Genomic DNA, 22,692 nt, shown 5'->3' with positions numbered 1-22,692 from the left:
AATGGTCAGACATAGCTGACCATTTTCTGCAAAATCATTACATTATGTTTTAATCACGATCAATTGCATGAGCAAAATCCGCAATATCTGCTAAAGCCTGTTTAGCTTCTGGAAACCAAGCATTAAACATTTGGAAGTTATGCCACATGCCTGTGTAAAGTTTAAAGTGTACTTTGACTCCAGCTTTTTCTGCTTTTTCTCTAAAGCGTTTTGAATCATCCAGTAAAATTTCTTTTGAGCCGACTTGCACCAGTGTTGGCGGTAAGCCTTCAAGATCATCAAATAGAGGTGAAACACGCGGATCATCCGCTTGTACACCATCTTTTAAGTAATGATTAATTCCTGCTTGTAAGGCTTCAATAGAGAGCAGAGCATCATGTTTTTGGTTAAAGCGTAATGATTCACTGGTGAGGGTCAGGTCTAAATAGGGTGACATTAAAATTAAACCGCTTGGCATGAGGTCAGGTTGTGCTTTTAACCGTAAGCACAATGCTAAAGCGAGATTGGCACCACAAGAATCCCCCGAAATAATAATATCTTTGGGTTGGATACCTTGTACTAATAGTGCTTGATAAACGTCAAAAATCGCATCAATTGCTTCAGGGAAAGCATGTTCAGGGGCTAAAGGATAATCCACATGAACCACTTGCATTTGCGTCCGCGCAGCAATATCAGTCATGAGGGCACGATGAGTATTTAAACTCCCCAAGAAAAAAGCGCCGCCATGAATATGAAAAATAAGTTGTGTGGCAGAAGCTTGTGCTTTGATTTCTTCACCACGCACGCCTGCTAAGCGCAATGGTCGAATTTGTACTGTTGGATCTTGGGGGAATAGACGACAAAGTTGGTCTAATAAAGGTCGCAAAGCATTCGGGGCTAAATTAAACTGACTCGGCGTACGAATGGTCGCTTTTAGTAATGATTCAGTAAAATAATATTTCCAAACAGTACCAAATTTCATAATTTTTCCATATTGTTAGGTCAGTATATAACTAAGAGAATTTTGACTCGTTTGCCTTGTGCTGTCATTACAGCAATGTTTTGTTGTTGCTCAGGCTATACCCAATAGTCATAATCAAGAATTGCAATATTGATAGAAATTCTCAATACTCTTAATCTTGAAAAGACCCCTTAAGGATATTACAAAAATGAAGAAAATTGCTTTAGCATTTGGATTGCTCGGTTTAACAACTTTTGCCAATGCTGCAGATGCATTAAATGGCTCAGTATGGCAAACCATTGATGATGAAACAAAACAACCAAAAGCGATCGTGAAATTTACGGAGCTGAAGGATGGCACGCTTACCGCATCTATTCAAAAATATTTAGTTCCAGGTCAAGAGAGTGCATGTTCAAAATGCGAAGGAACATTTCATAATAAGACATTAAAAGGGGTAACGATTGTTCATAGCCTTAAAAATGTTGGTGGCGTAAATTATGATGGTGGTTCGATTCTCGATCCTAAGACTGGCAAAACTTATAAATTGAAAGCTGAAATCATCGAAGGTGGTAAAAAGCTTAAATTACGCGGTTATATTGGTGTAGCGGCGCTTGGTCGTAACCAGACTTGGGTTCGTGCCAACTAATTTGAGTTTGAACTGAAAAAACCCGAGTCCTGTGACTCGGTTTTTTATTTTATTTCTTTAAGCGGAGAGGTTTTGATAAGTCGCTTCATCAAAGCCAATGACAAAGCCTTCAGGCGTTTGTAAAACGGGACGTTTAATCAAACTCGGCTGAGCAATTAAAGTTTCAATCAAATTTTCCTGATTACTTGTTGCATGAGCCTGTTCTGCTTCGGTTAATTTACGCCAAGTCGTACCTTTTTTATTGAGGACCTTATCTGCGCCAATCTCTTTTAGCCAAATTGCTAAAGTGTCGGCATCAATCCCTTGTTTTTTATAATCATGAAATTCGTAAGAAATTCCTTTTGCTTGTAGTGCATCAAAGGCTTTTTTCATCGAATTACAATTTTTAATTCCATAAATTTTAAACATACTGAAAACCATAACAACACAATGAAAGATATGCGTTAAAGCCTAACGTAAAAGGCAGGGAATGTACCAGTTGAAAATTTTTATCAAGTGAATCGATGTTATGTATTAAGCGTAGATTAAATGACTAAATTTTTTTTATTTTTTGAACAAAATTGCTAAATACAAAGCAGGGGGAAAAATATTTAATATCTAAAAAAGAGAAAACCCGCATCTAATCATCCTGATCATGCGGGTCTCATTTCAACGTCCAATGTCTCATCCTTGCAAATAAACTTAATCTAAGTTTATTTTGTCTTCCTACGGCGTCCTATCCTTTTTTGGTCATCCTGACCGCTTCCCTGTGCCGTGGTGCTATAATGCCGTTACAGCTGGTAAATAAAAATACACAAAAAACGACATGTTATGTAAGCTAAAGAGGCGGTCAAAGTGAACATGCGTTCACTTATTCGTGTATTTTATAATCAATAATCACAGGTGCATGGTCACTAAACCATTGTTCTTTATACACCCAAGCATTTGCAGTGCGTGCTTTCCAATCAGGAGAGCAGGCTTGATAGTCGATACGCCAACCGACATTTTTCGCACGTGCTTGACCACGATTTGACCACCATGAATACAATTCAGCTTCTTTTCGTACCTCACGGAAGGTATCTACATAGCCAAGTTCATCATAAATATGGTCGAGCCATGCACGTTCATGTGGCAAACAGCCAGATGATTTCTGATTGCCTGACCAGTTTTTAATATCGATGCGCTTATGCACGATATTGTAGTCACCACACACGATGATCGATTTATTTTCATCTCGCCATTGTTTGAGTATTTGGGCGTATTCTTGAAGAAATAAATCTTTACGTGCTTGTGCTTCATCACCGCTTGAACCTGATGGTAAGTATAAGGAAGCAATATGAACAGGGTGTGACAGACCTAAATCGAATTCCGCTGTGATAAAGCGTCCTTGCGAATCCGCCAGTTCAAAACCTAAACCATTTTGTACAGAGACAAAGGGTAAGCGACTATAAATGGCTGTGCCTGCATAGCCCGCACGTTCAGCAGGGAACAGATGCGTATACCAACCTTCTGGTTTAAATTTATGCGTCCATTGTTCATGGGTAATGCGGCTTTCTTGCATACACACCACATCGGCATCAGACTGTTCTAACCAATCAAGCAGACCTTTGGTCACAGATGAACGTAGACCATTTACGTTAATTGAAACCACTCGAAGAATTTTTACATCACTTGGATAGCTATCCTTTGGTATCATACGTCTGTTTAACCTCAATTAAAGAATTTGGAGCACCTTATATGACAACGCCTGTGTCATTTCATCCGCAAGCTTTTATCGAACTCGCATTATCACGTGGTGTGCTTAAATTTGGTGAGTTTACCTTAAAATCAGGTCGTGTCAGTCCTTATTTCTTTAACGCAGGTTTGCTCAATGATGGCGAAGCGTTGTCTTTGTTAGCACAAGGTTATGCTGATAAATTGGTTCAGTGTGAAAACGTTGGTGTGATTTTTGGTCCTGCGTACAAAGGGATTCCTTTTGTTGCGGCGACTGCGGTGGCGTTGTCTCAAGTACATGGTAAGAGCGTTCCTTGGGGCTTTAACCGTAAAGAAGCCAAAGATCATGGTGAAGGGGGGGTGTTGGTTGGTGCATCGGTTGCAGGTCAAAAAGTTTGGATTATTGATGATGTGATTACTGCGGGGACTGCGATTCGTGAAGTTGTGACCATCTTAAAAAATGCGGGTGCGACGATTGCAGGGGTGTTGGTTGCGCTAGATCGTCAAGAACGTGGTCAAGGTGAGCTTTCTGCGATTCAGGAAGTGCAAAAAGAACTCGAAATTCCTGTGCATGCTTTAATCACGATGAAAGATTTAATGGATTATTTGGATGCCAAAGGTGAAAAAGAAGCTTTGGCAAATATGCAGGCATATCGTGAAAAATATGGCATCTAAGGTTTTGATGTGGGAAAGGAAGCTGAGGCTTCCTTTTTGTTGAGTTTAGTGTCCTGCCCTGAAATAAGTTTACACCTTAAGAGGCTTATTTTATTGAGCATGAAAAGTAACGGAAAATCCATTCTAGTAAGTTGAATTTTAGAGTAAATTTTTATAAAATATTGATGTGAAAAAGAAAAGTCTGAGTATTTAGCATAAGGCGTATTATCTTAATTTTAGGAAATTTTATGGATAATAATTAACAAATCAAAATATCGAAAATTCTTTTCTTTTTTATTAAGTGTAACTTAATTAATTGAAAAATAAAAAAATTTATGATAAAACCAATTTCTAGGTTGTGTTTCTAGGTTCTTAAAATTTAAGATAGGGTGAGAAATGAATGTTTCGTCCACTATGAAAAAATGTATTGTATGGGGAATATTACTGTTATTGATATTCTTGCTATTTTATTTTGGAAATTTTTATGAAAAATATGAAAAAGCAATTGAAGTAAACGAACCATTTATGCGTATAACAGTAATGATTTTTTCATCAATTATCACTGTATTAGCCATGATTGTCGCACTTTTTAAAGAAGATATACGCGGATTCGTTGTTAAACCTAGATTGCATCTAAATAAAGAGAATAAGTTAAATGAACAGACTAAAACAACTGCACAAAATACAATTGAAGCAATTGAGTATTTTTACAAAACGTTTGTTCATAATATTGGCAATATTCCTGCTAAAGAAGTTGAAGTATATTTAACAAATTTAAAATACAAGAAAATTAGTGCTCAGACTTACAAAGAAATTGAAGTTGATGGTATACCTCTAACATGGAAAGATTCGGAATCTAAGCAAATAATGATTCCACGTAATTCCAAGAAAAGCCTAACATTGTTTAAAATAATTCCGCCGAGTGAAGTATCAACCCCAGATCAACCACCATCAGATGCATCTAATCAGCCTAGACTTCAAATTGGCACAAAGCTATATAATGTAGATCCAGATATGGGAGAGTGGATAATAGTATTTTCTATATATTCTGATAATGCCAAGCCTCTAACTATTAATTTAACTATTAAGTGGGATGGGAAATGGGAACCCCGCCTGACAGAAATGGGTGCAAACCTTTCAGTAGCAGAGGAGGTTAAATATGTATAAGTTATATTACATTCAGATTAAAAAAGAATTTGAAGATATCTCGCAAGAAAGAATGGCAAATATTGGCGATTTTATTAATATTTTTGATACAACTTATCTTATTGTTACAGAGATTTCTGCAAAGGATATCTATCATAAAATATCTATGGATAGTGAATCAAGTATATTCATCATTCAATGTAATATAGATGAATATTATGGTTGGGCTAACAAAAGAGTTTGGACTTGGCTTAATGAAAAAAAGAAATTATTTCGTTAATTATTAATAGTGATATTACTCATTCAATATTCCTTATATCTCTTTCTTTAATGATGAATATTGAATGAATTTAAGTAATACTTTAAGAATTTTCAAAAATAATATCCTCTTCAGATATTACTGAACATTAACTTTTGATTGATGAATTTACATAAGAAGTTGTCTAGGACAATAATTAATTTGACTTTTCTATCCCACACGTTTTCAAACCTATTTTTTCAATTAGCTCTATATTTATTCAACATAAAATCTCTTATGTGAATCACTCTTCCTCACACTTCTTACACTCCAACCTCACCCCTAACTTTTCTCTACGCCCTTGTTCAGTCAACACCCAAGGGCGATTTTGCCAGGGGGGATCATGGCGTACATGCTGCCCATGACCACAGGCGAGATCAGCCACCCAATGATTTTCCTCATCCAGATGAAATCCAACAATGGCCTGTTGCATTTATTCACTCATACTTTCGAGTTTAGAACTTTCCAAACCCTTTAAGAAACGATGACACAGATTATAAATCGCCACCAAATCATTGGGATCAATACCTAAAGAGCAGGCCAGTTTAAAGGGAATCAGGGTAATTTCATCTTTTGCCGAAAGTGCTTTTTCCAGCAAGATCACTTTTTTCATGCGTTCATCTTCCTTAACCGCAACACGCTTTAAAAACTGCTTTTCTTCTAGTTTTTTAATAATCGGCGTTAAGGTTCCTGAGTCAAAAAAAGTCTTTTGTCCGATTTCTGACAAGGTCACATTGTCTTTTTCATACAAAGCCAGCAACACAATAAATTGTGGATAGGTCAGGTCATATTCCTGAAGCAATGGACGATATTGGCGAATCATCGCATTGGTCGCGGAATACATCGCAAAACATACTTGATTATCCAAGTAAGAAAATTCAGTCATGCTTTGTTCCTCAATGTCATCTTTGCGAACTCACAGTATAGTTTGATTAACATAAAAAGTATATTGCGCATAATTAACTTGCACACAATATAATTGTGTGCAATATTAATTCGCATAGCTGAACAAATACACAAAGCTATTAGGCAAATAAGATGGATTGAATCAGAGAGAGATTTGGTATGACCACAATTTATGATTTTCAGGCTGAACTTTTAGAAGGCGAGCAAAAGAACTTTGCAGACTATCAAGGCAAGGTTTTATTGGTGGTGAACACGGCAAGCCAATGTGGCTTAACCCCACAATTTGAAGGACTTGAGAAGCTATATCAGGACTATCAACAACAAGGTTTAGTGGTTTTAGGCTTTCCGTGTAACCAGTTTGCTAACCAAGACCCATCAAGCAACGAAGAAATTGGCAGCTTCTGTCAGCGTAACTATGGCGTGTCATTTCCAATGTTTGCCAAAGTCGATGTGAATGGTTCAAATGCGCATCCGATTTATAAATATCTCACTTCAGAAGCCAAAGGCATCTTAGGTAGTGAAAGCATCAAATGGAATTTCACCAAGTTTTTGATTAACCAAAATGGTGAAGTCATCAAACGCTATTCACCAACCACTAAACCTGAAAAAATTAGCAAAGATATTCAAAAACTCTTGGCATAAGTTGAATATAAAATTGAATGCTTTAGAAATTACTGGTATCGAAATCATCTACCAGTAATTTTTTAATTTTTATCACTCAGAAAATCGTCTATTTAAATAAATCGAATCTAGTGATCTGAATAAATTAGAATTTTTTAGATTTAAGAATTACATAACTTGTTTAAACATCATCACTAAACTTCGCTATACTTTTTGCCAAGATTAAAAATACGAGCGTCAAATTATGCGTGTACTTGTAGTGATGGACCCAATCGAAACGGTAAATCTTAAGAAAGATTCCACGATGGCAATGTTATGGGCGGCAAGTCGTCGCGGGCATGAATTGGGTTATGTATTACAACACGATTTATATATTGATCAGGGTAAAGCCTTTGGTTTGATTTCACCGCTTAAAGTCTTTGAAGATTACGATCATTATTATGAGTTGGGTGAGAAGCGCAAAGAGTCATTGGCGGATTACGATGTGGTGTTGATGCGTAAAGACCCACCGTTTGATATGAATTTTGTCTATACCACTTATATTTTGGAACAGGCTGAACGTGAAGGCGCGTGGATTATTAACAAACCACAATCGCTACGTGACTGTAATGAAAAGCTGTTCGCAACTCAATTCCCAGAGTTACAAGTACCGACTTTGGTGACGTCTCAACAAAGCCTAATTCGTGAATTCATCAAAGAACATGGCGATGTGATTGTGAAACCTTTGGATGGTATGGGTGGGATGGGGATTTTCCGTTTATACCAAGATGGGGTAAATATTGGTTCAACTCTGGAAATGCTCACCGAAATGGGCACATGTCCAATCATGGCACAACGCTATATTCCTGAAATTGTTGAAGGTGATAAGCGTATCTTGATGGTCAATGGTGAACCGATTCCATATTGTTTAGCGCGTATTCCGCAAAATGGTGAGGTCCGAGGTAATTTGGCGGCAGGTGGTTTAGGTCAAGCGCGTCCACTTACTGAAAATGACAAAATGATTGCGGCAAAAGTCGGTCCTTTCCTGCGTGAAAAAGGTTTGGTTTTTGTGGGGCTTGATGTGATTGGTAACTATGTGACTGAAATAAATGTCACCAGTCCAACCTGTATTCGTGAGATTGATGCTCAGTTTGGTACCTCGATTGCAGATAATTTATTTGATGTGCTAGAAGCAGGGCGAAACAGCTAAGATTATGCCATTTTTTGACCAAACTGCCCGTTTGTATTTGGATTAAATTTATGTGCAAATGGGCGTTTGGATATTGGTAGAACCTTGTTTTCAACAAAGAATTAAAAAAAGCTCAGCTTTCTGTTGTAAACAGGTGAAATTCGCTTTTCGTGAATGAAGCTTTAGGATTAGAATAACTTCCGAAAACAATAGACGATAACCTTCTTTTGAGTTGAAGAATTAGACCGTGACCAATTCGCTACAGAATAAACCTAAACATGTCATGATGATGGCCGCTGGCACAGGTGGACATGTTTTCCCTGCACTTGCTGTTGCCAAACAACTGCAACAGGATGGCTGCCAAGTCTCTTGGCTAGCAACGCCTACGGGAATGGAAAATCGGTTACTCAAAGATCAAAATATTCCGATTTATCAAATTGATATTCAAGGCGTACGCGGTAATGGTATCTTACGTAAACTGAGTGCGCCATTTAAAATTCTAAAAGCAACATTAAGCGCGATGCGCTATATGAAGCAATTAAACATTGATGCTGTGGCGGGTTTCGGTGGTTATGTCGCTGGACCAGGTGGTTTAGCAGCACGTTTACTCGGTATTCCTGTGTTAATCCATGAACAGAATGCGATTGCAGGATTTACCAACACCCAATTGGCGCGTATTGCCAAAACCGTGTGTCAGGCTTTTCCAAATACATTTGCAAACAGTGATAAAGTCGTGACCACAGGTAACCCTGTACGTGCTGAGATTACTGCGATTTTGAACCCATCATGGCGTTATCAAACCCGTGAGCAAGCACAATTACCACTAAATATTTTGATTGTTGGTGGTTCACTGGGTGCACAAGCACTGAATGAGCGTTTGCCTGAAGCTCTGAAAAAGGTCAATGTTCCATTGAATGTGTTTCATCAGTGCGGCCAAAATCAGCAAGAGATTACGCGTGAACGTTATCAGGGGGCATCTGCAAATTTAAATATTCAGGTTGAGCCTTTTATTCATGATATGGCAAAAGCCTACAGTGACGCTGATTTAATTATTTGCCGTGCTGGTGCATTAACGGTTACAGAAGTCGCAACTGCGGGTCTTGCTGCAGTGTTTGTTCCGCTGCCTATCGCAGTGGATGATCACCAGACTGCAAATGCGAAATTTTTAGCAAATGTCGGCGCTGCGAAAATTTGTCAACAAGCAGACATGACACCCACTGTTTTAGATGAGTTGTTAGCCACATTATTAAATCGCCAACTACTGTCTGAAATGGCAATTAAAGCACGTCAACAAGCACAACCGAATGCAACTCAGCATGTGGTTGATCTGATTAAAAAATTGTAATTCGAGTTTATTTATGTCTCCAACAAATCCAAACCAAGCCAAAAAGCTCATCAAAGTGCCAGAAATGCGCCGTATTAAACATATCCACTTTGTTGGGATTGGTGGTGCGGGGATGTGTGGTATCGCCGAGGTATTAGCCAATCAAGGTTATAAAATTTCTGGTTCAGACATCAAAGCCTCAAAGACCACAGCGCAACTCGAAAGCAATGGTATTAAAGTTTATATTGGGCATTCGGCTGAAAATATTAAAAATGCCAATGTGCTAGTAGTATCAACTGCGATTGATCCTGAAAATCCAGAAATTAAAGCCGCGATTGAACAACGCACACCGATTGTACGCCGCGCTGAAATGCTGGGTGAGTTGATGCGTTATCGTCACGGTATTGCAGTTGCAGGTACACATGGTAAAACCACAACGACTAGTTTATTAACGACGATGCTGGCAGAAGAAAATCTAGATCCAACTTACGTGATTGGTGGTTTGCTGAATAGCACAGGTGTCAATGCCGCACTGGGTGAAAGCCGTTTTATCGTAGCAGAAGCTGATGAGTCAGATGCATCTTTCCTGTATTTGCAACCGATGGCTGCGATCGTGACCAATATTGATGCAGATCATATGGACACCTATGAAGGTAGCTTTGATAAGTTAAAAGATACCTTTATTCAATTCCTACATAACTTGCCGTTCTATGGCTTGGCTGTGGTATGTGGTGATGATGCCAATATTCGCGAAATTTTACCGCGTGTTGGGCGTCCAGTCTTAACCTATGGTTTTAATGAAGATAATGATGTACGTGCCGTTGACGTTGAACAAGATGGTATGCGCTCACATTTCACTGTATTGCGTAAAGATCGTGATCCATTACGTGTCACGATTAACCAACCAGGTTTACACAATGTCCTAAATGCGCTTGCGGCGATTGGTGTTGCGACAGATGAAGGTGTTTCTGATGGTGCGATTTGTCGTGCTTTAGAAGGCTTTAGCGGTGTTGGTCGTCGTTTCCAAGTTCAAGGTGAATTTGAGGTTGGTGAAGGCACTGTTAAACTCGTTGATGATTATGGTCATCATCCAAAAGAAGTTGAAGCAACGATTAAAGCAGCGCGTGCCAGTCATCCAGATCGCCGTTTGGTGATGTTGTTTCAACCACACCGTTTTAGTCGTACTCGTGATTGTTTTGATGATTTTGTCGATGTGTTATCACAAGTGGATCAACTGTTATTACTGGAAGTCTATCCAGCGGGTGAAAAACCGATTGTGGGGGCGGATAGTCGAGCTTTGGCACGGAGTATTCGTCTACGTGGTCAAGTTGAACCGATTCTAGTTGATCCAGTTGATGGCAATTTGCCGAATGTTTTACAAAAAGTGTTACAAGCGAATGACTTGTTATTAACACAAGGCGCGGGTAACGTGGGCGCAATTTCGGTAGAATTGGCTCAGCATCGTTTGTATGCCAAATAATTTATTTTCGTGAATATAAAAGTTTTACAGTTTTAAGGATATAAACGTGTCAAATGCTGCAAAATTCGGCAAAGTTGCTGTGTTGTTTGGTGGGAAGTCAGCTGAACGTGCTGTGTCATTGGATAGTGGTCAAGCCGTTTTAGAGGCTTTGTTGCGCTCAGGTGTGCAAGCAGAAGCATTTGATCCACAAGAGCGAAGCGTGACTGAGTTGGTCGGTTATGATCGTGCTTTTATCGTATTGCATGGTCGTGGTGGTGAAGACGGACAAATTCAAGGTGTGCTTGAGTGGTTAAACCTTCCATACACAGGTACGGGTGTGCAGGGTTCTGCGATTGGGATGGACAAAGTCAAAACCAAACAAATTTGGCAGGGCAGTGATTTACCAACCGCACCATACCGCATCATTACGAAAGATTCAGATCTAGATGCAGTCATTGCAGATTTAGGTTTGCCTGTGATTATCAAGCCTGTGCACGAAGGTTCGAGTGTCGGGATGAGCAAGGTTGAGAAAGCAGAAGATTTTGCGGCTGCAATTGAAAAAGCGACACAGCATGATGCTGTGGTCATGGCTGAAAAGTGGATTACGGGTCGTGAATTCACCATTTCATTCTTGAATGGTCAGCCGTTGCCTGTGATTCGTTTACAACCACCCGCAGACGTGGCTTTCTATGACTATGAGGCAAAGTATCAACGCAATGACGTGGAATATGGCATTCCTTGTGGTTTAAGCGAAGACGAAGAGAAAAGCTTACAAGCATTGTGTCTACGTGCTTTCCAAGCAGTCGGTGCAGAAGGTTGGGGTCGTATTGATGCAATGCAGGATGAGCAAGGCAATTTCTGGTTGTTAGAAGTCAATACCGTACCGGGAATGACCAGCCACTCGCTTGTACCTAAAGCTGCACAAGCGGTCGGTTATAGTTTTGATGAGCTTTGCCTAGAAATTTTAGAGCAAACTTTAGCAAAGTCGGCTTAATTATTCATGGCTCAACTTCCTGCATCAATGCGTCGTAAAACACGACCTGCCATCAGCTCTATTCATGAGAAACCGCCTTCGCCTAAACAAAAAATGGTGAACGCGGGTGGCTGGGCGTTGTTGATCATTGCTTTTATTGTATTGGCAATTGGTCTATATGGCTTATATAAAGTGATGACTGATGCAAAAGTCGCACAATTACAGGTGGTTGGGACTAACTCGGATATTGAAAATCAGCAGTTAGTACAATATCTAAGTCCAATAATCAAAGATAACTATTTCACTTCCGATTTAGAGCAAATTCGAGATCAGGTGTTAAAAGTGTCTTGGGTTGACCGTGTCGTGGTATCACGAGCTTGGCCGAATGGGATTCGTGTAAGAGTTATGCCGCGTCACGCAATTGCGCGTTGGGGAACAGGGCGTTTGCTCAGTGACAATGGTGATGTCTTTAGTGAAGCTGTATTAAAAGTACATCCAAACTTGCCACTTTTACATGGGCCAGTCAGCCAATCCAAAATGATGATGCGTCGCTATAATGAAATTAATCAACTGTTTCATCCAGCGAATTTAAGATTAAAAGAATTGTATTTAACAGAGCGAATGACGTGGTTTATGCAGTTTGATTCAGGTCTACGGATTATTGTTGATCAAGATCAAACCATGAATAAGCTTCAACGCTTAAGCCATTTGGCACAAACGGATCTCAAACCTGTATGGTCGAAAATCTCAGCAATTGATTTGCGTTATCGGAATGGTCTCGCTATTCAATGGAAAAACGCAATCCCGCCAAAGATTGTCAACGGTCAGTTAGTTGTAACGATTGATGACACAAGCCTTGCAGGGGCAATTGAGGCAAAGCCATAATACGTGGCTTGAAAATAACAGGCAGTTTGCCCGTACTAAACAACAAAAGATATGGTAATGAAGTAATGAGTGAAGCTGTTTCCTCAGTTGTTGCGATTGATATTGGGACGCATAAAGTCTCAGTTTTGATTGGTAAGGTCCATGCACCGGATAAGATCCAAGTGATTGGCATGGCAACTGCTCGCAACCGAGGCATGGTTAAAGGCAAAATTGTGAGCTTGGATAAGGTGATTGCTGCGATTAAAAATGCAGTCTCTGAAGCTGAAGATATGGCGGAGTGTCGTATCCATAGCGCATGGGTGTCAATTCCAAGTACTGAATTGCAAAGTTTTTACGCATCAGGCCGTACACCAGTAGCTAATCATGATCATATTATTACGACAAATGAAGTGGTTAGAGCATTAGAGTTAGCCAAAGCGAGCCATGTATCGCCAGATTATTATTTTGCGAGTGCTGTTCCATTAGGCTTCGAGTTAGGCGATTCGGCTGAATGGGTGCAGAACCCAGTCAATATGTCGGCTCATAGCATGACCGGGCATTATCAATTGATGATGATGCCGATTAATACCATGCAAAACCTTGATCGTGCCATGAAAGGTGCGAATATCGGGGTAGAGAAAATGGTGGTATCTAGTTTAGCTACGGCTGAAGCTAGTTTGCTCAAAGATGAAAAAGAATATGGCGTATGCTTAGTTGATATTGGTGCAGGGATTACCAATATCGCAGTATATTTAGATGGTCGTTTAGCATTAGTACGTACCTTGCAACGCGGTGGTGAAAATGTGACCCGCGATATTGCAGCGGTTTTACAAACGACCACTGAAGAAGCTGAACGTATTAAAATTTTACATGGTTGTGTTGATCTCAGTGTAGTGAAACCTGACCATATGATTCAAGTGCAAGCGATTGATGGACAGCAGACCATTAGTCGTATTGAGCTTGCAGAAATTATTATTGCGCGTTATGAAGAAATCTTTACATTAATTCGTGAAGAGTTAGAGCATAGCGGAGCAATATATGGTTTATATCATGGTGTAGTACTCACAGGTGATGCTTGTCAAATTGAAGGTATGGTGAATTTGGCACGTCGTATGCTTGGAGTATCTGCACATTTAGGTAATCCACCTTTACAGGTCTATGCTGAAGACCAACATCTTGCTGCATTACGTCGTTCGATGTATGCGACAGCGTCAGGATTATTGATGTTTAGCCAAAGTGATTTGCAGGATGCAGTAGAAGAACCAGAAGAATCGAATGATCGAAGTTTTATGGATCGAGTGACCAATGGTTGGAATGCATTAAATAGCAAATTAAAAGCTATATTTTAAGTTGTACGTATTTTGGGGAAAATTTGTTAGGAAGTTGTAATAGTGAGCCGTTGTACTTGACAAGCTAGCTATTATTGAACAGCATCTTAACATCGGTTGTTTTAAAAATCAGGGCAGTAACGGGCTGAAGTGACTGCCATTTTATATATTAGGAAATCTAAAGGTCATGACCTCATTTGAATTGGTAGAAGATGAACTAGACGATGGCAACGGTCAAGCCCGTTTCACAGTATTTGGTGTCGGTGGTGGTGGTGGTAATGCCGTCCAACATATGGTGCAATCAGATATCCAAGGAGTAAAATTTATTTGTGCCAATACTGATAAACAGGCACTCGATAGCATGAATGCGCCTTTTAAAATTCAGATTGGTGAACAAAGTACGCGTGGTTTAGGTTGTGGTGGTAAACCAGAGATGGGGCAAATTTCTGGTGAAGAGAGTCGTGAAGTGATTCGCCAGCACCTTGAAGGCACAGATATGGTCTTTGTCACCGCGGGTATGGGTGGTGGTACTGGTACAGGCGCCGCTCCAGTGGTTGCAGAGGTCGCCAAAGAAATGGGCATCTTGACCGTGGGTGTGGTAACGACTCCGTTTAATTTTGAAGGTCGCCGCCGCCAAAAGTTAGCAGAAAAAGGTATTGAAGCTTTAGAAGAGCATGTTGATTCATTGATTATTATTCCAAACCAACGCTTACTTAGCGTTTATGGTGATATTTCAATGAAAGATGCTTATAAAAAGGCAGATGATGTATTACTTAATGCGGTACGGAGTATTTTTGATCTTGTAGTGAACCATGGTCATATGAATCTCGACTTCGCTGATCTGAAAACAGCTATGAGTACTCGTGGTTACGCAATGATGGGATCGGGTACAGGACGTGGTGAAGATCGTGCTCGTCAGGCGGCTGAACAGGCTATCCGTAGCCCGTTGCTTGATAATGTGAATCTCACTAATGCAAAAGGTGCATTGGTGAATATCACAGGTGGCGAAGATATTACTGGACGCGAAATTGACATTATTTCAGAAGTGGTCAACCAGATTGTTGATTTGGATGAAGGTGAAATTTTCTATGGTACGGTATTTGACCCAGATTCGCGTGATGAGCTGCGTGTGACTGTAATTGCAACAGGTTTGACACGTAATGCCAATGATACCGAACCCAAAAAACGTACAGTAACTCATACGCCAACAACAATCGCTAAAACCCAACAACCTGTAGATGAAGATGATGTTCCGGCGATCAGTAAACGTGCAAATGTAGATGCACCTGCTACAGCAGCGCCAAGTTCTACACCACGTTCATCGCCAATGAGTATTCAAGACTATCTGAAAAATCAGCAGCGTAAATAATAAAATCATATGTTTAGAGAAAGGGGGTAAGTAATTGCTCCCTTTTTTATTTTTTTAAAATGGCAAAATATGCTAAGTTATATCGGTTTTTGCAAATGAAGTTGTCATGGTATGGTGAAACAACGTACTCTCAAGCGTGTGGTGAAAGCGAGCGGTATTGGTCTGCATAGTGGTCAAAAGGTGCTGATTAATTTTGTTCCTCACCATATTGATGGAGGTATTATCTTTCGCCGTATTGACCTCAATCCTCCTGTAGAAATTCCTGCGAATGCTTTACTCATTCAAGAAGCATTTATGTGTTCCAATCTTGTGCGAGAAGATATAAAAGTCGGTACGATTGAGCATGTGATGAGTGCTATAGCGGGATTAGGCATTGATAATTTAATCATCGAGGTCTCTGCTTCTGAAGTACCTATTATGGATGGCAGTGCAGGTCCATTTATCTATTTACTCATGCAAGGTGAGTTAGCAGAGCAAGATGCACCAAAGAAATTTATTAGAATTCTAAAACCTGTTGAAGCACTTATTGAAGATAAGCGTGCTATTTTCACCCCGCATTCAGGTTTTCAACTCAATTTTACGATTGATTTTGATCATCCCGCATTTGCTAAAGAATACCAATCCGTGTCGATTGATTTTTCAACGGAAACTTTTGTATACGAAGTCAGTGAAGCGCGAACTTTTGGCTTTATGAAAGATCTTGATTATTTAAAGGCGAATAATCTGGCTTTAGGGGCGAGTTTAGAGAACGCGATTGGTGTTGATGATACAGGTGTGGTCAATGAAGAGGGATTACGCTTTGCTGATGAGTTCGTGCGTCATAAGATTTTAGATGCTGTTGGTGATTTATATTTATTGGGTCATCAGGTAATTGCTAAGTTTGATGGCTATAAATCAGGGCATGCACTCAATAATCAGCTGTTACGCAATGTTCAAAATGATCCGAGCAGTTATGAAATTGTAACATTTAATAACGATAATGATTGTCCAATTTCTTATGTGAGTGTGATATAAGTCATTGTCTTTTATTGGTTATGTTATATTATAACGATAAAAGTTGAGATTTAGTTCACATAAAATAAGTGTATATTTCAATGCCTAAGATAAGTAGTTTACTTTTTATTGCTTGCCAAACGTAGTAAAGCTTGGCTAAGCTTAGGGTCGCTCACATATTCAGCGGCGCTGCGTAACTGCTCTTGGGTTTCTGAAGAAAGTGTTTTAGATGGGGGAGAAGGTTCACGAGCAACATTCATTTTGTTTCTTAGGCGAACTTGGATTTTTCGTAAGTCTTTGAGTCCTTCTAATTGAGCTAACTGCGCAACATAGTTGCTTTGTAAATAGCTGAGTTGACTAATCATCGCTTGATTTTCACCAGTTATGATCAGAACGCCATGTTGATAACAAACAACCTGCCATTGCTCTGGTTGGGGCAGTATAGGTTGAATAATTTTCGTAAGTTGTTTCCATCGAGTCACTTGCGTAGTCAGAAACGTTAAGTTTCCAGTTTTTATGTGTTGTCCTTTCTGTTGAAAAACGTTGCTAGGTTCAGACATGTTAACTTCCTTCGAGGTTATCGGCTCATCTTAAGCGTTCATTTTAACTGTTATCAAGGAAGAGATGATAAAGGAACTATTTAAGGACTGTTTCAAGAGGTTTTTTTATGCATATGCGTCGTATTTTACTTGCATTCTCACTCGCTGCTTCAGCCGCTTCGGTTGCTTTTGCAGATTATCAAAATATTGGTCAAGCAACAGATGGTGACCGCCTAGAGCAATTATCTAAAACCTTAGCACAAGGTTCTTATAGCCATCCTGATGATATTGATTTGCCTGCCGTATCGAATGTATCAGTTAAATTGCGCGAAAAAACCATTGAATTGAATAATGCTACGATCGAAAGAAAATATGGTCGTTCAGCGATTTCATCGACTGCCGAAGATAATGCACCATCTTTTTCAGCAAATACACGTTATTCGTGGTTAGTTAATCACCCACTTCAAGAAGGGCGGGTAAGTTCAACATGGGGTAACCGTACCTTATTAGGAACGACACGTCATCATTCGGGTGTTGATTTAGCGGCACCATCAGGTACAGCTATTTATTCAACAGGTTCTGGTGTTGTAACCAAATCAGGTTGGGGGTCAGGTTATGGTCAATATGTTGAAATCGATCATGGCAACGGTTATATCACTCGTTATGCTCACGCTTCACGCTTAATGGTGAATGCGGGTGATCGCGTTAGTGCAGGCGAACATATTGCCAATGTAGGCTGTACTGGACGTTGTACAGGACCACATTTGCATTTTGAAGTTGTCAAAGATGGTCAACGTAAAAATCCAACAACTTATCTTGCCATGTTGCCTTAAGCTCATTTGTTAACAGTTGTATATTAAATTTAAAAAGAAAGCGCCTTAATTGGCGTTTTTTTATGTTTTTTGTTTCATTTGAGTCAATGACTATTTAGTAAGAAAATAATAAGGAGTTTTATATTCATCTGGTGCAATACCCTTATCAAAGTAAAACATGATAGAAATAGTAACGACAAAATAACTTAAGGGAAAAGGTGAATTGTATGGCGTTTTATGGCGACTCTGACGCGCAGGAAACCCAGGAATGGCAAGAAGCATTTGATTCAGTATTACAACATATGGGCACGGAACGCGCCGCATTCTTATTAGAAAAACTTTATCAACAGGCTATTGCAAAACATGTTCCGATCCAACGCTTAAATACACCTTATCTCAATACGATTTCTGTTGAAGAACAACCAGCGATGCCAGGCGACCAAGATATGGAGCGTCGTATTCGTGCTTTAATTCGTTGGAATGCCTTGGCGATGGTATTACGTGCCAATAAAACAGGCGATGACCTTGGTGGGCATCTTGCCAGCTTCGCATCTTCCGCTACTTTGTACGATGTGGGCTTTAACCATTTCTTTCGTGCTGCCTCGGACAATTTCGGCGGTGACATGATTTATTATCAGGGTCATTGTGCCCCTGGTATTTACGCACGTTCATTTTTGGAAGGGCGTTTAACTGAAGATCAATTGAATAATTTCCGCCGTGAAGTGGGTGGTAATGGTCTTCCGAGTTATCCACATCCGTATTTAATGCCGGACTATTGGCAATTCCCAACTGTATCCATGGGTTTGGGTCCAATTATGTCGATTTACCAAGCACACATTCAAAAGTACTTGATGAATCGTGGTTTGATCAAAGAAGAAAATCGTAAAGTCTGGGCATATCTGGGCGATGGTGAGATGGATGAGCCAGAAAGCACAGGTGCAATTTCACTTGCGGGTCGTGAAAAATTAGACAATCTCATTTGGGTGGTGAACTGTAACTTACAGCGTCTCGATGGTCCAGTACGTGGTAACGGTAAAATTATTCAAGAATTAGAATCTTTATTCCGTGGTGCGGGCTGGCGCGTCATTAAAGTGGTGTGGGGCCGTCATTGGGACCCACTACTGGCTAAAGACAGCACTGGTGCTTTAAAAGCGGTTATGGAAGAAACACTGGATGGCGAATACCAACGCTTACAAGTGAAGGGCGGTGCATATGCACGCGAAAAATTCTTTGGTAAATACCCAGAAGCGGCTGAGTTGATTAAAGACCTAAGCGATGAAGATATTGATAATCTAAATCGTGGTGGTCATGACCCGTACAAAGTTTTTGCAGCCTATGCAGAAGCATGTACAGCCAAAGGTCAACCAACTGTAATCTTAGCGAAAACTGTTAAAGGTTATGGCTTGTCTGATGAAATTGAAGCAGTAAACAAAACGCATCAAATCAAAAAGATGCAAATCGAATCTTTAAAATATGTACGTGACCGTTTCAATTTGCCGATTAATGATGAACAGCTTGAAGAGTTACCTTTCTATCGCCCAGCAGAAAACTCGCCTGAGCTGAAGTATATGAAGGCACGCCGTGAGGCTTTGGGAGGATATTTGCCTGCACGCCGTAAGAACAGCACCTCCCTGCCAATTCCAGAGCTTTCCATTTTTGATGCGGTATTGAAAGGCAGTGGTGAGAAGCAGCAATCTACCACCATGCTGATGGTGCGCCTGATCTCGGCATTATTGAAGGAAAAGGCCATCAAGGATCATGTGGTGCCAATTGTACCTGATGAGGCGCGAACCTTTGGTCTGGAGGGGATGTTCCGTCAGTTGGGCATCTATGCGGCACATGGGCAGAAATACACACCTGAAGACAATGAGCAGCTCATGAACTACCGTGAGGCCAAAGACGGGCACATGCTACAGGAAGGCATCAACGAAGCAGGTGCGATGAGTGCGTGGGCTGCATTGGCAACCAGTTATTCAACCAATAACTTGCCGATGATTCCAATGTACATGTACTACTCAATGTTTGGTTTCCAACGTATTGGGGATATTGCATGGGCTGCGGGTGATGCACAGGCACAAGGTTTCTTACTTGGTGCGACTGCTGGCCGTACCACATTGAATGGTGAAGGTTTACAGCACCAAGATGGTCATTCACATATCTTGGCGAACACCATTCCAAACTGTGTATCTTATGATCCATGTTTTGGTTATGAATTGGCTGTGATCGTACACGATGGTTTACAACGCATGTATGTGAACCAAGAGCGAGTTTTCTATTACTTAACCGTAATGAACGAAAACTACGAGCATCCTGCAATGCCAGAAGGCGCTGAGGAAGGCATTAAACGTGGTATGTACTTGTTCGAAAAAGATGAAAAAGCAACAGTTCAATTACTGGGTTCAGGTGTCATTCTTCGTGAGGTGATCAAAGCTGCGAAAATCTTACGTGATGAATACCAAATCCATTCAAACGTTTGGAGTGTAACCAGCTTCAATGAGTTGTCACGTGATGGAATGGCATGTGAAGAATATAACCGCTTACACCCGCTTGCGCTTGCTGAAGAAGTGAAAGAATCTTGGGTATCTAAACAGTTACGTGGTACGGAAGGTATTGTTGTTTCTGCGACAGACCATATGCGTGCGTACAGTGAACAAATCCGTGCATATTTACCAGATGGTCGTCCATTTGTTGCATTAGGTACAGATGGTTATGGTCGTTCAGATACTCGTGCTAACTTACGTAGTTTCTTTGGTGTTGATGCTGCACATATCGTGGTTGCGACTTTGAAAAAACTAGCGGACGAAGGTGAGGTAGATGCACGTTTAGTGAAAGATGCAATTTCTAATTTTGAATTAGATACGGATCGTCCAGTGGCATGGGCGCCACAAGCGCATCCAGAAGTCCAGGCAGTTGCTGAATACAATGAAACACAAACAGGTGAGGGGAAATAATTATGCAAATCCAAGCACCTGATATTGGCGTAGATAAAGCACTTGTTGCAGAAATTTTGGTCAAAGTCGGCGATCATGTTGCAGTTGACGATAGCCTTCTGGTTTTAGAGTCAGATAAAGCAACGGTAGAAGTACCAAGCACTGCGGCAGGGATCATTAAAAGTATTCTGGTTCAACAGGGCGATGAAGTGACTGAAGGCATCGCATTGATTGAGTTAGAGTCTGAGTCTGCCGCTGAAGCACCTGCAAACGATGCACCGAAGTCAGAAGCGCCAAAAGCAGAAGTAAAGCCTGTCGAAGCTGAAACAAAAGCACAACCAGTTGCTGCTCCAGCAGCGATAGCAAGCCAGATTGTGGATGTAAAAGTTCCCGATATCGGTGTGGAAAAAGCGCTAGTTGCAGAAGTATTGATCAAAGTGGGTGATCAGATTGAACCTGAACAAAGTATTGTGGTGGTTGAATCGGACAAAGCGACTGTAGAAGTCCCAAGCTCGGTTGCGGGGATTGTGGAAGCGATCCAGATTAAAGAAGGTGATAGCATTAAGGAAGGCGTGGTCTTGATTCAGGTCAAGACTGCAAGTTTGGCTGCTGCACCAGAACCACAAGCAACTCCAACTCAAACAGAAGCGCCAGTCGCAACGACTGAGGCACCAGTTGCAACGAATACCTCAACGAGTCATGTTGAAATTGAAATACCTGATCTAGGTGTAGAAAAAGCTCTTGTTTCAGAAATTTTGGTCAATGTTGGTGATCGTGTTGAAGCTCAACAAAGCCTATGCGTGGTTGAATCAGATAAGGCATCGGTTGAAGTACCAAGCTCGGTTGCAGGGATTGTGAAAGCAGTCCATGTGTCTGCGAATCAAGAAGTTCGTCAAGGCATGGCATTAGCAACGATTGAAGTGAGTGGCTCGACCACTACACCAACAGCAGCGCCAAAAGCTCAATCAGCCGCTATGCCTGCGACTCAAGCAGTACCAGCAAAACCACAGGCGGCAGCGACAGCAGCCCCAAGTGCGCCTGCACAAGCTGAGAAACTGACCAAAGCGCAAGAAGCTGACAATGCGAAAGTCTATGCGGGTCCAGCCGTGCGTAAACTGGCACGTGAGTTAGGTGTGGTTCTTGGACAGGTGAAAGCATCAGGTGAGCACGGTCGTGTGATGAAGGACGATGTCTTTGCTTATGTGAAAACACGTCTGACCACACCACAACCGACTGCTGCAACGCAAGCCGCTCCAGTGGCTTCAGGCTTGCCGAAGTTGCCAGACTTTAGTTCATTTGGTGGCGGTGAAGTGAAAGCGATGACGCGTTTACAGCAAGTGTCTGTGCCACAGCTGTCATTGAATAACTTTATTCCGCAAGTGACGCAGTTTGACTTGGCGGATATTACCGAGCTTGAAGCATGGCGTGGCGAACTGAAAGATGGCTTTAAAAAACAAGGCTTGAGCTTAACCATCTTGGCCTTTATTGCCAAAGCGGTTGCACACTTGTTAAAAGAAGAGCCGTATTTTGCGGGGCATTTGGCTGATGATCAGAAGTCAGTATTATTGCGTAACGAAATTCATATGGGTATTGCGGTTGCAACCCCAGATGGTTTAACAGTGCCTGTATTACGCAATCCTGATCAAAAATCAATTAAGCAAATTGCAGCAGAATTGGCTGAACTCAGCCAAAAAGCCCGTGATCGTAAATTGTCACCGAAAGATCTACAAGGTGCTAACTTTACCATCACTAGCTTAGGCAGTATTGGTGGTACTGCATTTACGCCGTTGGTCAATTGGCCGCAAGTCGCGATTTTAGGTATATCTCCTGCAACCATGCAACCTGTATGGAATGGTAAAGACTTTGATCCGCGCTTAATGTTGCCGTTGTCATTGTCTTATGACCACCGTGTGATTAATGGTGCTGACGCAGCACGTTTTACCAATAAGTTGACCAAGCTTTTAAAAGATATTCGTAGCCTATTGCTCTAGTACTTTTCAACGATGGAAACCTCGCATATGCGAGGTTTT

Annotated in this window: 22 protein-coding genes; 16 read left to right on the top strand and 6 right to left on the bottom strand. The window is 40.8% G+C overall.

The features are described 5' to 3' along the window. Nucleotides 1-49 precede the first annotated feature (49 nt). Nucleotides 50-961 (bottom strand): alpha/beta hydrolase, encoded by a 912-nt coding sequence (locus tag NO346_RS01990; RefSeq protein WP_256414041.1) that lies wholly within the window; start codon nt 959-961, stop codon nt 50-52. A 187-nt stretch (nt 962-1,148) separates the two neighbouring features. Here NO346_RS01990 and NO346_RS01985 point away from each other — a divergent pair, with 187 nt between their 5' ends. Beyond that, on the top strand, nt 1,149-1,586 hold the full coding sequence (locus NO346_RS01985; protein WP_256414040.1) for a DUF2147 domain-containing protein: 438 nt from the start codon (nt 1,149-1,151) through the stop codon (nt 1,584-1,586). 57 nt (nt 1,587-1,643) lie between these two features. Here NO346_RS01985 and NO346_RS01980 read toward each other — a convergent pair whose 3' ends face one another. Continuing rightward, on the bottom strand, nt 1,644-1,994 hold the full coding sequence (locus NO346_RS01980; RefSeq protein WP_087537239.1) for an arsenate reductase: 351 nt from the start codon (nt 1,992-1,994) through the stop codon (nt 1,644-1,646). Between the two features lie 442 nt (nt 1,995-2,436). Continuing rightward, complete coding sequence (locus tag NO346_RS01975) at nt 2,437-3,261, bottom strand: exodeoxyribonuclease III (RefSeq protein ID WP_178882463.1); 825 nt, start codon at nt 3,259-3,261, stop codon at nt 2,437-2,439. A 41-nt stretch (nt 3,262-3,302) separates the two neighbouring features. Between NO346_RS01975 and pyrE the strand changes: the two genes are divergently transcribed. The 3 genes from pyrE (at nt 3,303) to NO346_RS01960 (ending at nt 5,358) form a co-directional block, all read left to right on the top strand. Continuing rightward, nucleotides 3,303-3,953 carry an orotate phosphoribosyltransferase gene (pyrE, locus tag NO346_RS01970; RefSeq protein ID WP_061393106.1) on the top strand — a complete coding sequence of 217 codons (651 nt, stop codon included), beginning with the start codon at nt 3,303-3,305 and terminating at the stop codon, nt 3,951-3,953. A gap of 393 nt (nt 3,954-4,346) precedes the next feature. Beyond that, nucleotides 4,347-5,099, top strand: coding sequence for a hypothetical protein (locus tag NO346_RS01965; protein WP_256414039.1), 753 nt, complete (start codon nt 4,347-4,349; stop codon nt 5,097-5,099). Then, the gene (locus NO346_RS01960) at nt 5,092-5,358 is read left to right on the top strand and encodes a hypothetical protein (protein ID WP_256414038.1); all 267 of its coding nucleotides are present in this window, start codon (nt 5,092-5,094) and stop codon (nt 5,356-5,358) included. The genes NO346_RS01965 and NO346_RS01960 overlap by 8 nt, the downstream gene beginning before the upstream one ends. A gap of 262 nt (nt 5,359-5,620) precedes the next feature. Here NO346_RS01960 and NO346_RS01955 read toward each other — a convergent pair whose 3' ends face one another. Both NO346_RS01955 and NO346_RS01950 read right to left on the bottom strand, forming a co-directional pair. Further along, entirely contained in the window at nt 5,621-5,809 is a 189-nt protein-coding gene (locus tag NO346_RS01955; RefSeq protein ID WP_256414037.1) for a DUF3565 domain-containing protein, read from the bottom strand. Further along, nucleotides 5,810-6,262, bottom strand: coding sequence for a MarR family winged helix-turn-helix transcriptional regulator (locus NO346_RS01950; protein WP_256414036.1), 453 nt, complete (start codon nt 6,260-6,262; stop codon nt 5,810-5,812). A gap of 179 nt (nt 6,263-6,441) precedes the next feature. Here NO346_RS01950 and NO346_RS01945 point away from each other — a divergent pair, with 179 nt between their 5' ends. The 9 genes from NO346_RS01945 (at nt 6,442) to lpxC (ending at nt 16,402) form a co-directional block, all read left to right on the top strand. Continuing rightward, nucleotides 6,442-6,924: a glutathione peroxidase gene (locus tag NO346_RS01945; RefSeq protein WP_125280673.1), complete on the top strand. Its 483-nt coding sequence runs from the start codon at nt 6,442-6,444 to the stop codon at nt 6,922-6,924. Nucleotides 6,925-7,147: 223 nt separating this feature from the next. Further along, a complete protein-coding gene (gene gshB / locus NO346_RS01940) occupies nt 7,148-8,092 on the top strand; it encodes a glutathione synthase (RefSeq protein WP_087537057.1) in 945 nt (314 codons plus the stop codon). 226 nt (nt 8,093-8,318) lie between these two features. Next, nucleotides 8,319-9,416: an undecaprenyldiphospho-muramoylpentapeptide beta-N-acetylglucosaminyltransferase gene (murG, locus tag NO346_RS01935; RefSeq protein WP_256414035.1), complete on the top strand. Its 1,098-nt coding sequence runs from the start codon at nt 8,319-8,321 to the stop codon at nt 9,414-9,416. 13 nt (nt 9,417-9,429) lie between these two features. Next, complete coding sequence (gene murC / locus NO346_RS01930) at nt 9,430-10,875, top strand: UDP-N-acetylmuramate--L-alanine ligase (RefSeq protein ID WP_256414034.1); 1,446 nt, start codon at nt 9,430-9,432, stop codon at nt 10,873-10,875. 46 nt (nt 10,876-10,921) lie between these two features. After that, entirely contained in the window at nt 10,922-11,848 is a 927-nt protein-coding gene (locus NO346_RS01925) for a D-alanine--D-alanine ligase (protein WP_256414033.1), read from the top strand. 6 nt (nt 11,849-11,854) lie between these two features. Continuing rightward, on the top strand, nt 11,855-12,712 hold the full coding sequence (locus tag NO346_RS01920) for a cell division protein FtsQ/DivIB (RefSeq protein WP_256414032.1): 858 nt from the start codon (nt 11,855-11,857) through the stop codon (nt 12,710-12,712). Between the two features lie 65 nt (nt 12,713-12,777). Continuing rightward, a complete protein-coding gene (gene ftsA, locus NO346_RS01915) occupies nt 12,778-14,040 on the top strand; it encodes a cell division protein FtsA (protein ID WP_087543588.1) in 1,263 nt (420 codons plus the stop codon). 166 nt (nt 14,041-14,206) lie between these two features. Beyond that, nucleotides 14,207-15,388 carry a cell division protein FtsZ gene (gene ftsZ, locus NO346_RS01910; protein WP_005156855.1) on the top strand — a complete coding sequence of 394 codons (1,182 nt, stop codon included), beginning with the start codon at nt 14,207-14,209 and terminating at the stop codon, nt 15,386-15,388. A 111-nt stretch (nt 15,389-15,499) separates the two neighbouring features. Then, nucleotides 15,500-16,402, top strand: a complete 903-nt coding sequence (gene lpxC / locus NO346_RS01905; RefSeq protein WP_005156853.1) for a UDP-3-O-acyl-N-acetylglucosamine deacetylase — start codon at nt 15,500-15,502, stop codon at nt 16,400-16,402. Nucleotides 16,403-16,500: 98 nt separating this feature from the next. On the opposite strand, the gene NO346_RS01900 is transcribed toward lpxC, so the two are convergent. Further along, on the bottom strand, nt 16,501-16,941 hold the full coding sequence (locus NO346_RS01900) for a DUF721 domain-containing protein (RefSeq protein ID WP_256414031.1): 441 nt from the start codon (nt 16,939-16,941) through the stop codon (nt 16,501-16,503). Nucleotides 16,942-17,048: 107 nt separating this feature from the next. On the opposite strand from NO346_RS01900, the gene NO346_RS01895 reads away from it, so the two are divergent. From NO346_RS01895 to NO346_RS01885, 3 genes are all read left to right on the top strand, one after another. Next, nucleotides 17,049-17,753 (top strand): M23 family metallopeptidase, encoded by a 705-nt coding sequence (locus tag NO346_RS01895; RefSeq protein ID WP_087537051.1) that lies wholly within the window; start codon nt 17,049-17,051, stop codon nt 17,751-17,753. Nucleotides 17,754-17,959: 206 nt separating this feature from the next. Next, nucleotides 17,960-20,683 carry a pyruvate dehydrogenase (acetyl-transferring), homodimeric type gene (gene aceE, locus NO346_RS01890; RefSeq protein WP_256414030.1) on the top strand — a complete coding sequence of 908 codons (2,724 nt, stop codon included), beginning with the start codon at nt 17,960-17,962 and terminating at the stop codon, nt 20,681-20,683. Nucleotides 20,684-20,685: 2 nt separating this feature from the next. Next, nucleotides 20,686-22,653: a 2-oxo acid dehydrogenase subunit E2 gene (locus tag NO346_RS01885; protein ID WP_256414029.1), complete on the top strand. Its 1,968-nt coding sequence runs from the start codon at nt 20,686-20,688 to the stop codon at nt 22,651-22,653. The last annotated feature ends 39 nt before the right edge of the window (nt 22,654-22,692 follow it).

Origin of the sequence: Acinetobacter sp. 5862, from assembly GCF_024494585.1 — a bacterium.
In the GTDB taxonomy this organism is placed as follows: domain Bacteria; phylum Pseudomonadota; class Gammaproteobacteria; order Pseudomonadales; family Moraxellaceae; genus Acinetobacter.
The sequence above is the reverse complement of the archived record's forward strand: the minus strand, read 5'-3'. Positions and strand labels throughout refer to the sequence as shown.

What these genes read in the sequence shown, in the direction of transcription:
- NO346_RS01990 (WP_256414041.1), bottom strand. Translation starts at nt 961, where the DNA reads ATGAAATTTGGTACTGTTTGGAAATATTATTTTACTGAATCATTACTA.
- NO346_RS01985 (WP_256414040.1), top strand. Translation starts at nt 1,149, where the DNA reads ATGAAGAAAATTGCTTTAGCATTTGGATTGCTCGGTTTAACAACTTTT.
- NO346_RS01980 (WP_087537239.1), bottom strand. Translation starts at nt 1,994, where the DNA reads ATGTTTAAAATTTATGGAATTAAAAATTGTAATTCGATGAAAAAAGCC.
- NO346_RS01975 (WP_178882463.1), bottom strand. Translation starts at nt 3,261, where the DNA reads ATGATACCAAAGGATAGCTATCCAAGTGATGTAAAAATTCTTCGAGTG.
- pyrE (WP_061393106.1), top strand. Translation starts at nt 3,303, where the DNA reads ATGACAACGCCTGTGTCATTTCATCCGCAAGCTTTTATCGAACTCGCA.
- NO346_RS01965 (WP_256414039.1), top strand. Translation starts at nt 4,347, where the DNA reads ATGAAAAAATGTATTGTATGGGGAATATTACTGTTATTGATATTCTTG.
- NO346_RS01960 (WP_256414038.1), top strand. Translation starts at nt 5,092, where the DNA reads ATGTATAAGTTATATTACATTCAGATTAAAAAAGAATTTGAAGATATC.
- NO346_RS01955 (WP_256414037.1), bottom strand. Translation starts at nt 5,809, where the DNA reads ATGCAACAGGCCATTGTTGGATTTCATCTGGATGAGGAAAATCATTGG.
- NO346_RS01950 (WP_256414036.1), bottom strand. Translation starts at nt 6,262, where the DNA reads ATGACTGAATTTTCTTACTTGGATAATCAAGTATGTTTTGCGATGTAT.
- NO346_RS01945 (WP_125280673.1), top strand. Translation starts at nt 6,442, where the DNA reads ATGACCACAATTTATGATTTTCAGGCTGAACTTTTAGAAGGCGAGCAA.
- gshB (WP_087537057.1), top strand. Translation starts at nt 7,148, where the DNA reads ATGCGTGTACTTGTAGTGATGGACCCAATCGAAACGGTAAATCTTAAG.
- murC (WP_256414034.1), top strand. Translation starts at nt 9,430, where the DNA reads ATGTCTCCAACAAATCCAAACCAAGCCAAAAAGCTCATCAAAGTGCCA.
- NO346_RS01920 (WP_256414032.1), top strand. Translation starts at nt 11,855, where the DNA reads ATGGCTCAACTTCCTGCATCAATGCGTCGTAAAACACGACCTGCCATC.
- ftsA (WP_087543588.1), top strand. Translation starts at nt 12,778, where the DNA reads ATGAGTGAAGCTGTTTCCTCAGTTGTTGCGATTGATATTGGGACGCAT.
- ftsZ (WP_005156855.1), top strand. Translation starts at nt 14,207, where the DNA reads ATGACCTCATTTGAATTGGTAGAAGATGAACTAGACGATGGCAACGGT.
- lpxC (WP_005156853.1), top strand. Translation starts at nt 15,500, where the DNA reads ATGGTGAAACAACGTACTCTCAAGCGTGTGGTGAAAGCGAGCGGTATT.
- NO346_RS01900 (WP_256414031.1), bottom strand. Translation starts at nt 16,941, where the DNA reads ATGTCTGAACCTAGCAACGTTTTTCAACAGAAAGGACAACACATAAAA.
- NO346_RS01895 (WP_087537051.1), top strand. Translation starts at nt 17,049, where the DNA reads ATGCATATGCGTCGTATTTTACTTGCATTCTCACTCGCTGCTTCAGCC.
- aceE (WP_256414030.1), top strand. Translation starts at nt 17,960, where the DNA reads ATGGCGTTTTATGGCGACTCTGACGCGCAGGAAACCCAGGAATGGCAA.
- NO346_RS01885 (WP_256414029.1), top strand. Translation starts at nt 20,686, where the DNA reads ATGCAAATCCAAGCACCTGATATTGGCGTAGATAAAGCACTTGTTGCA.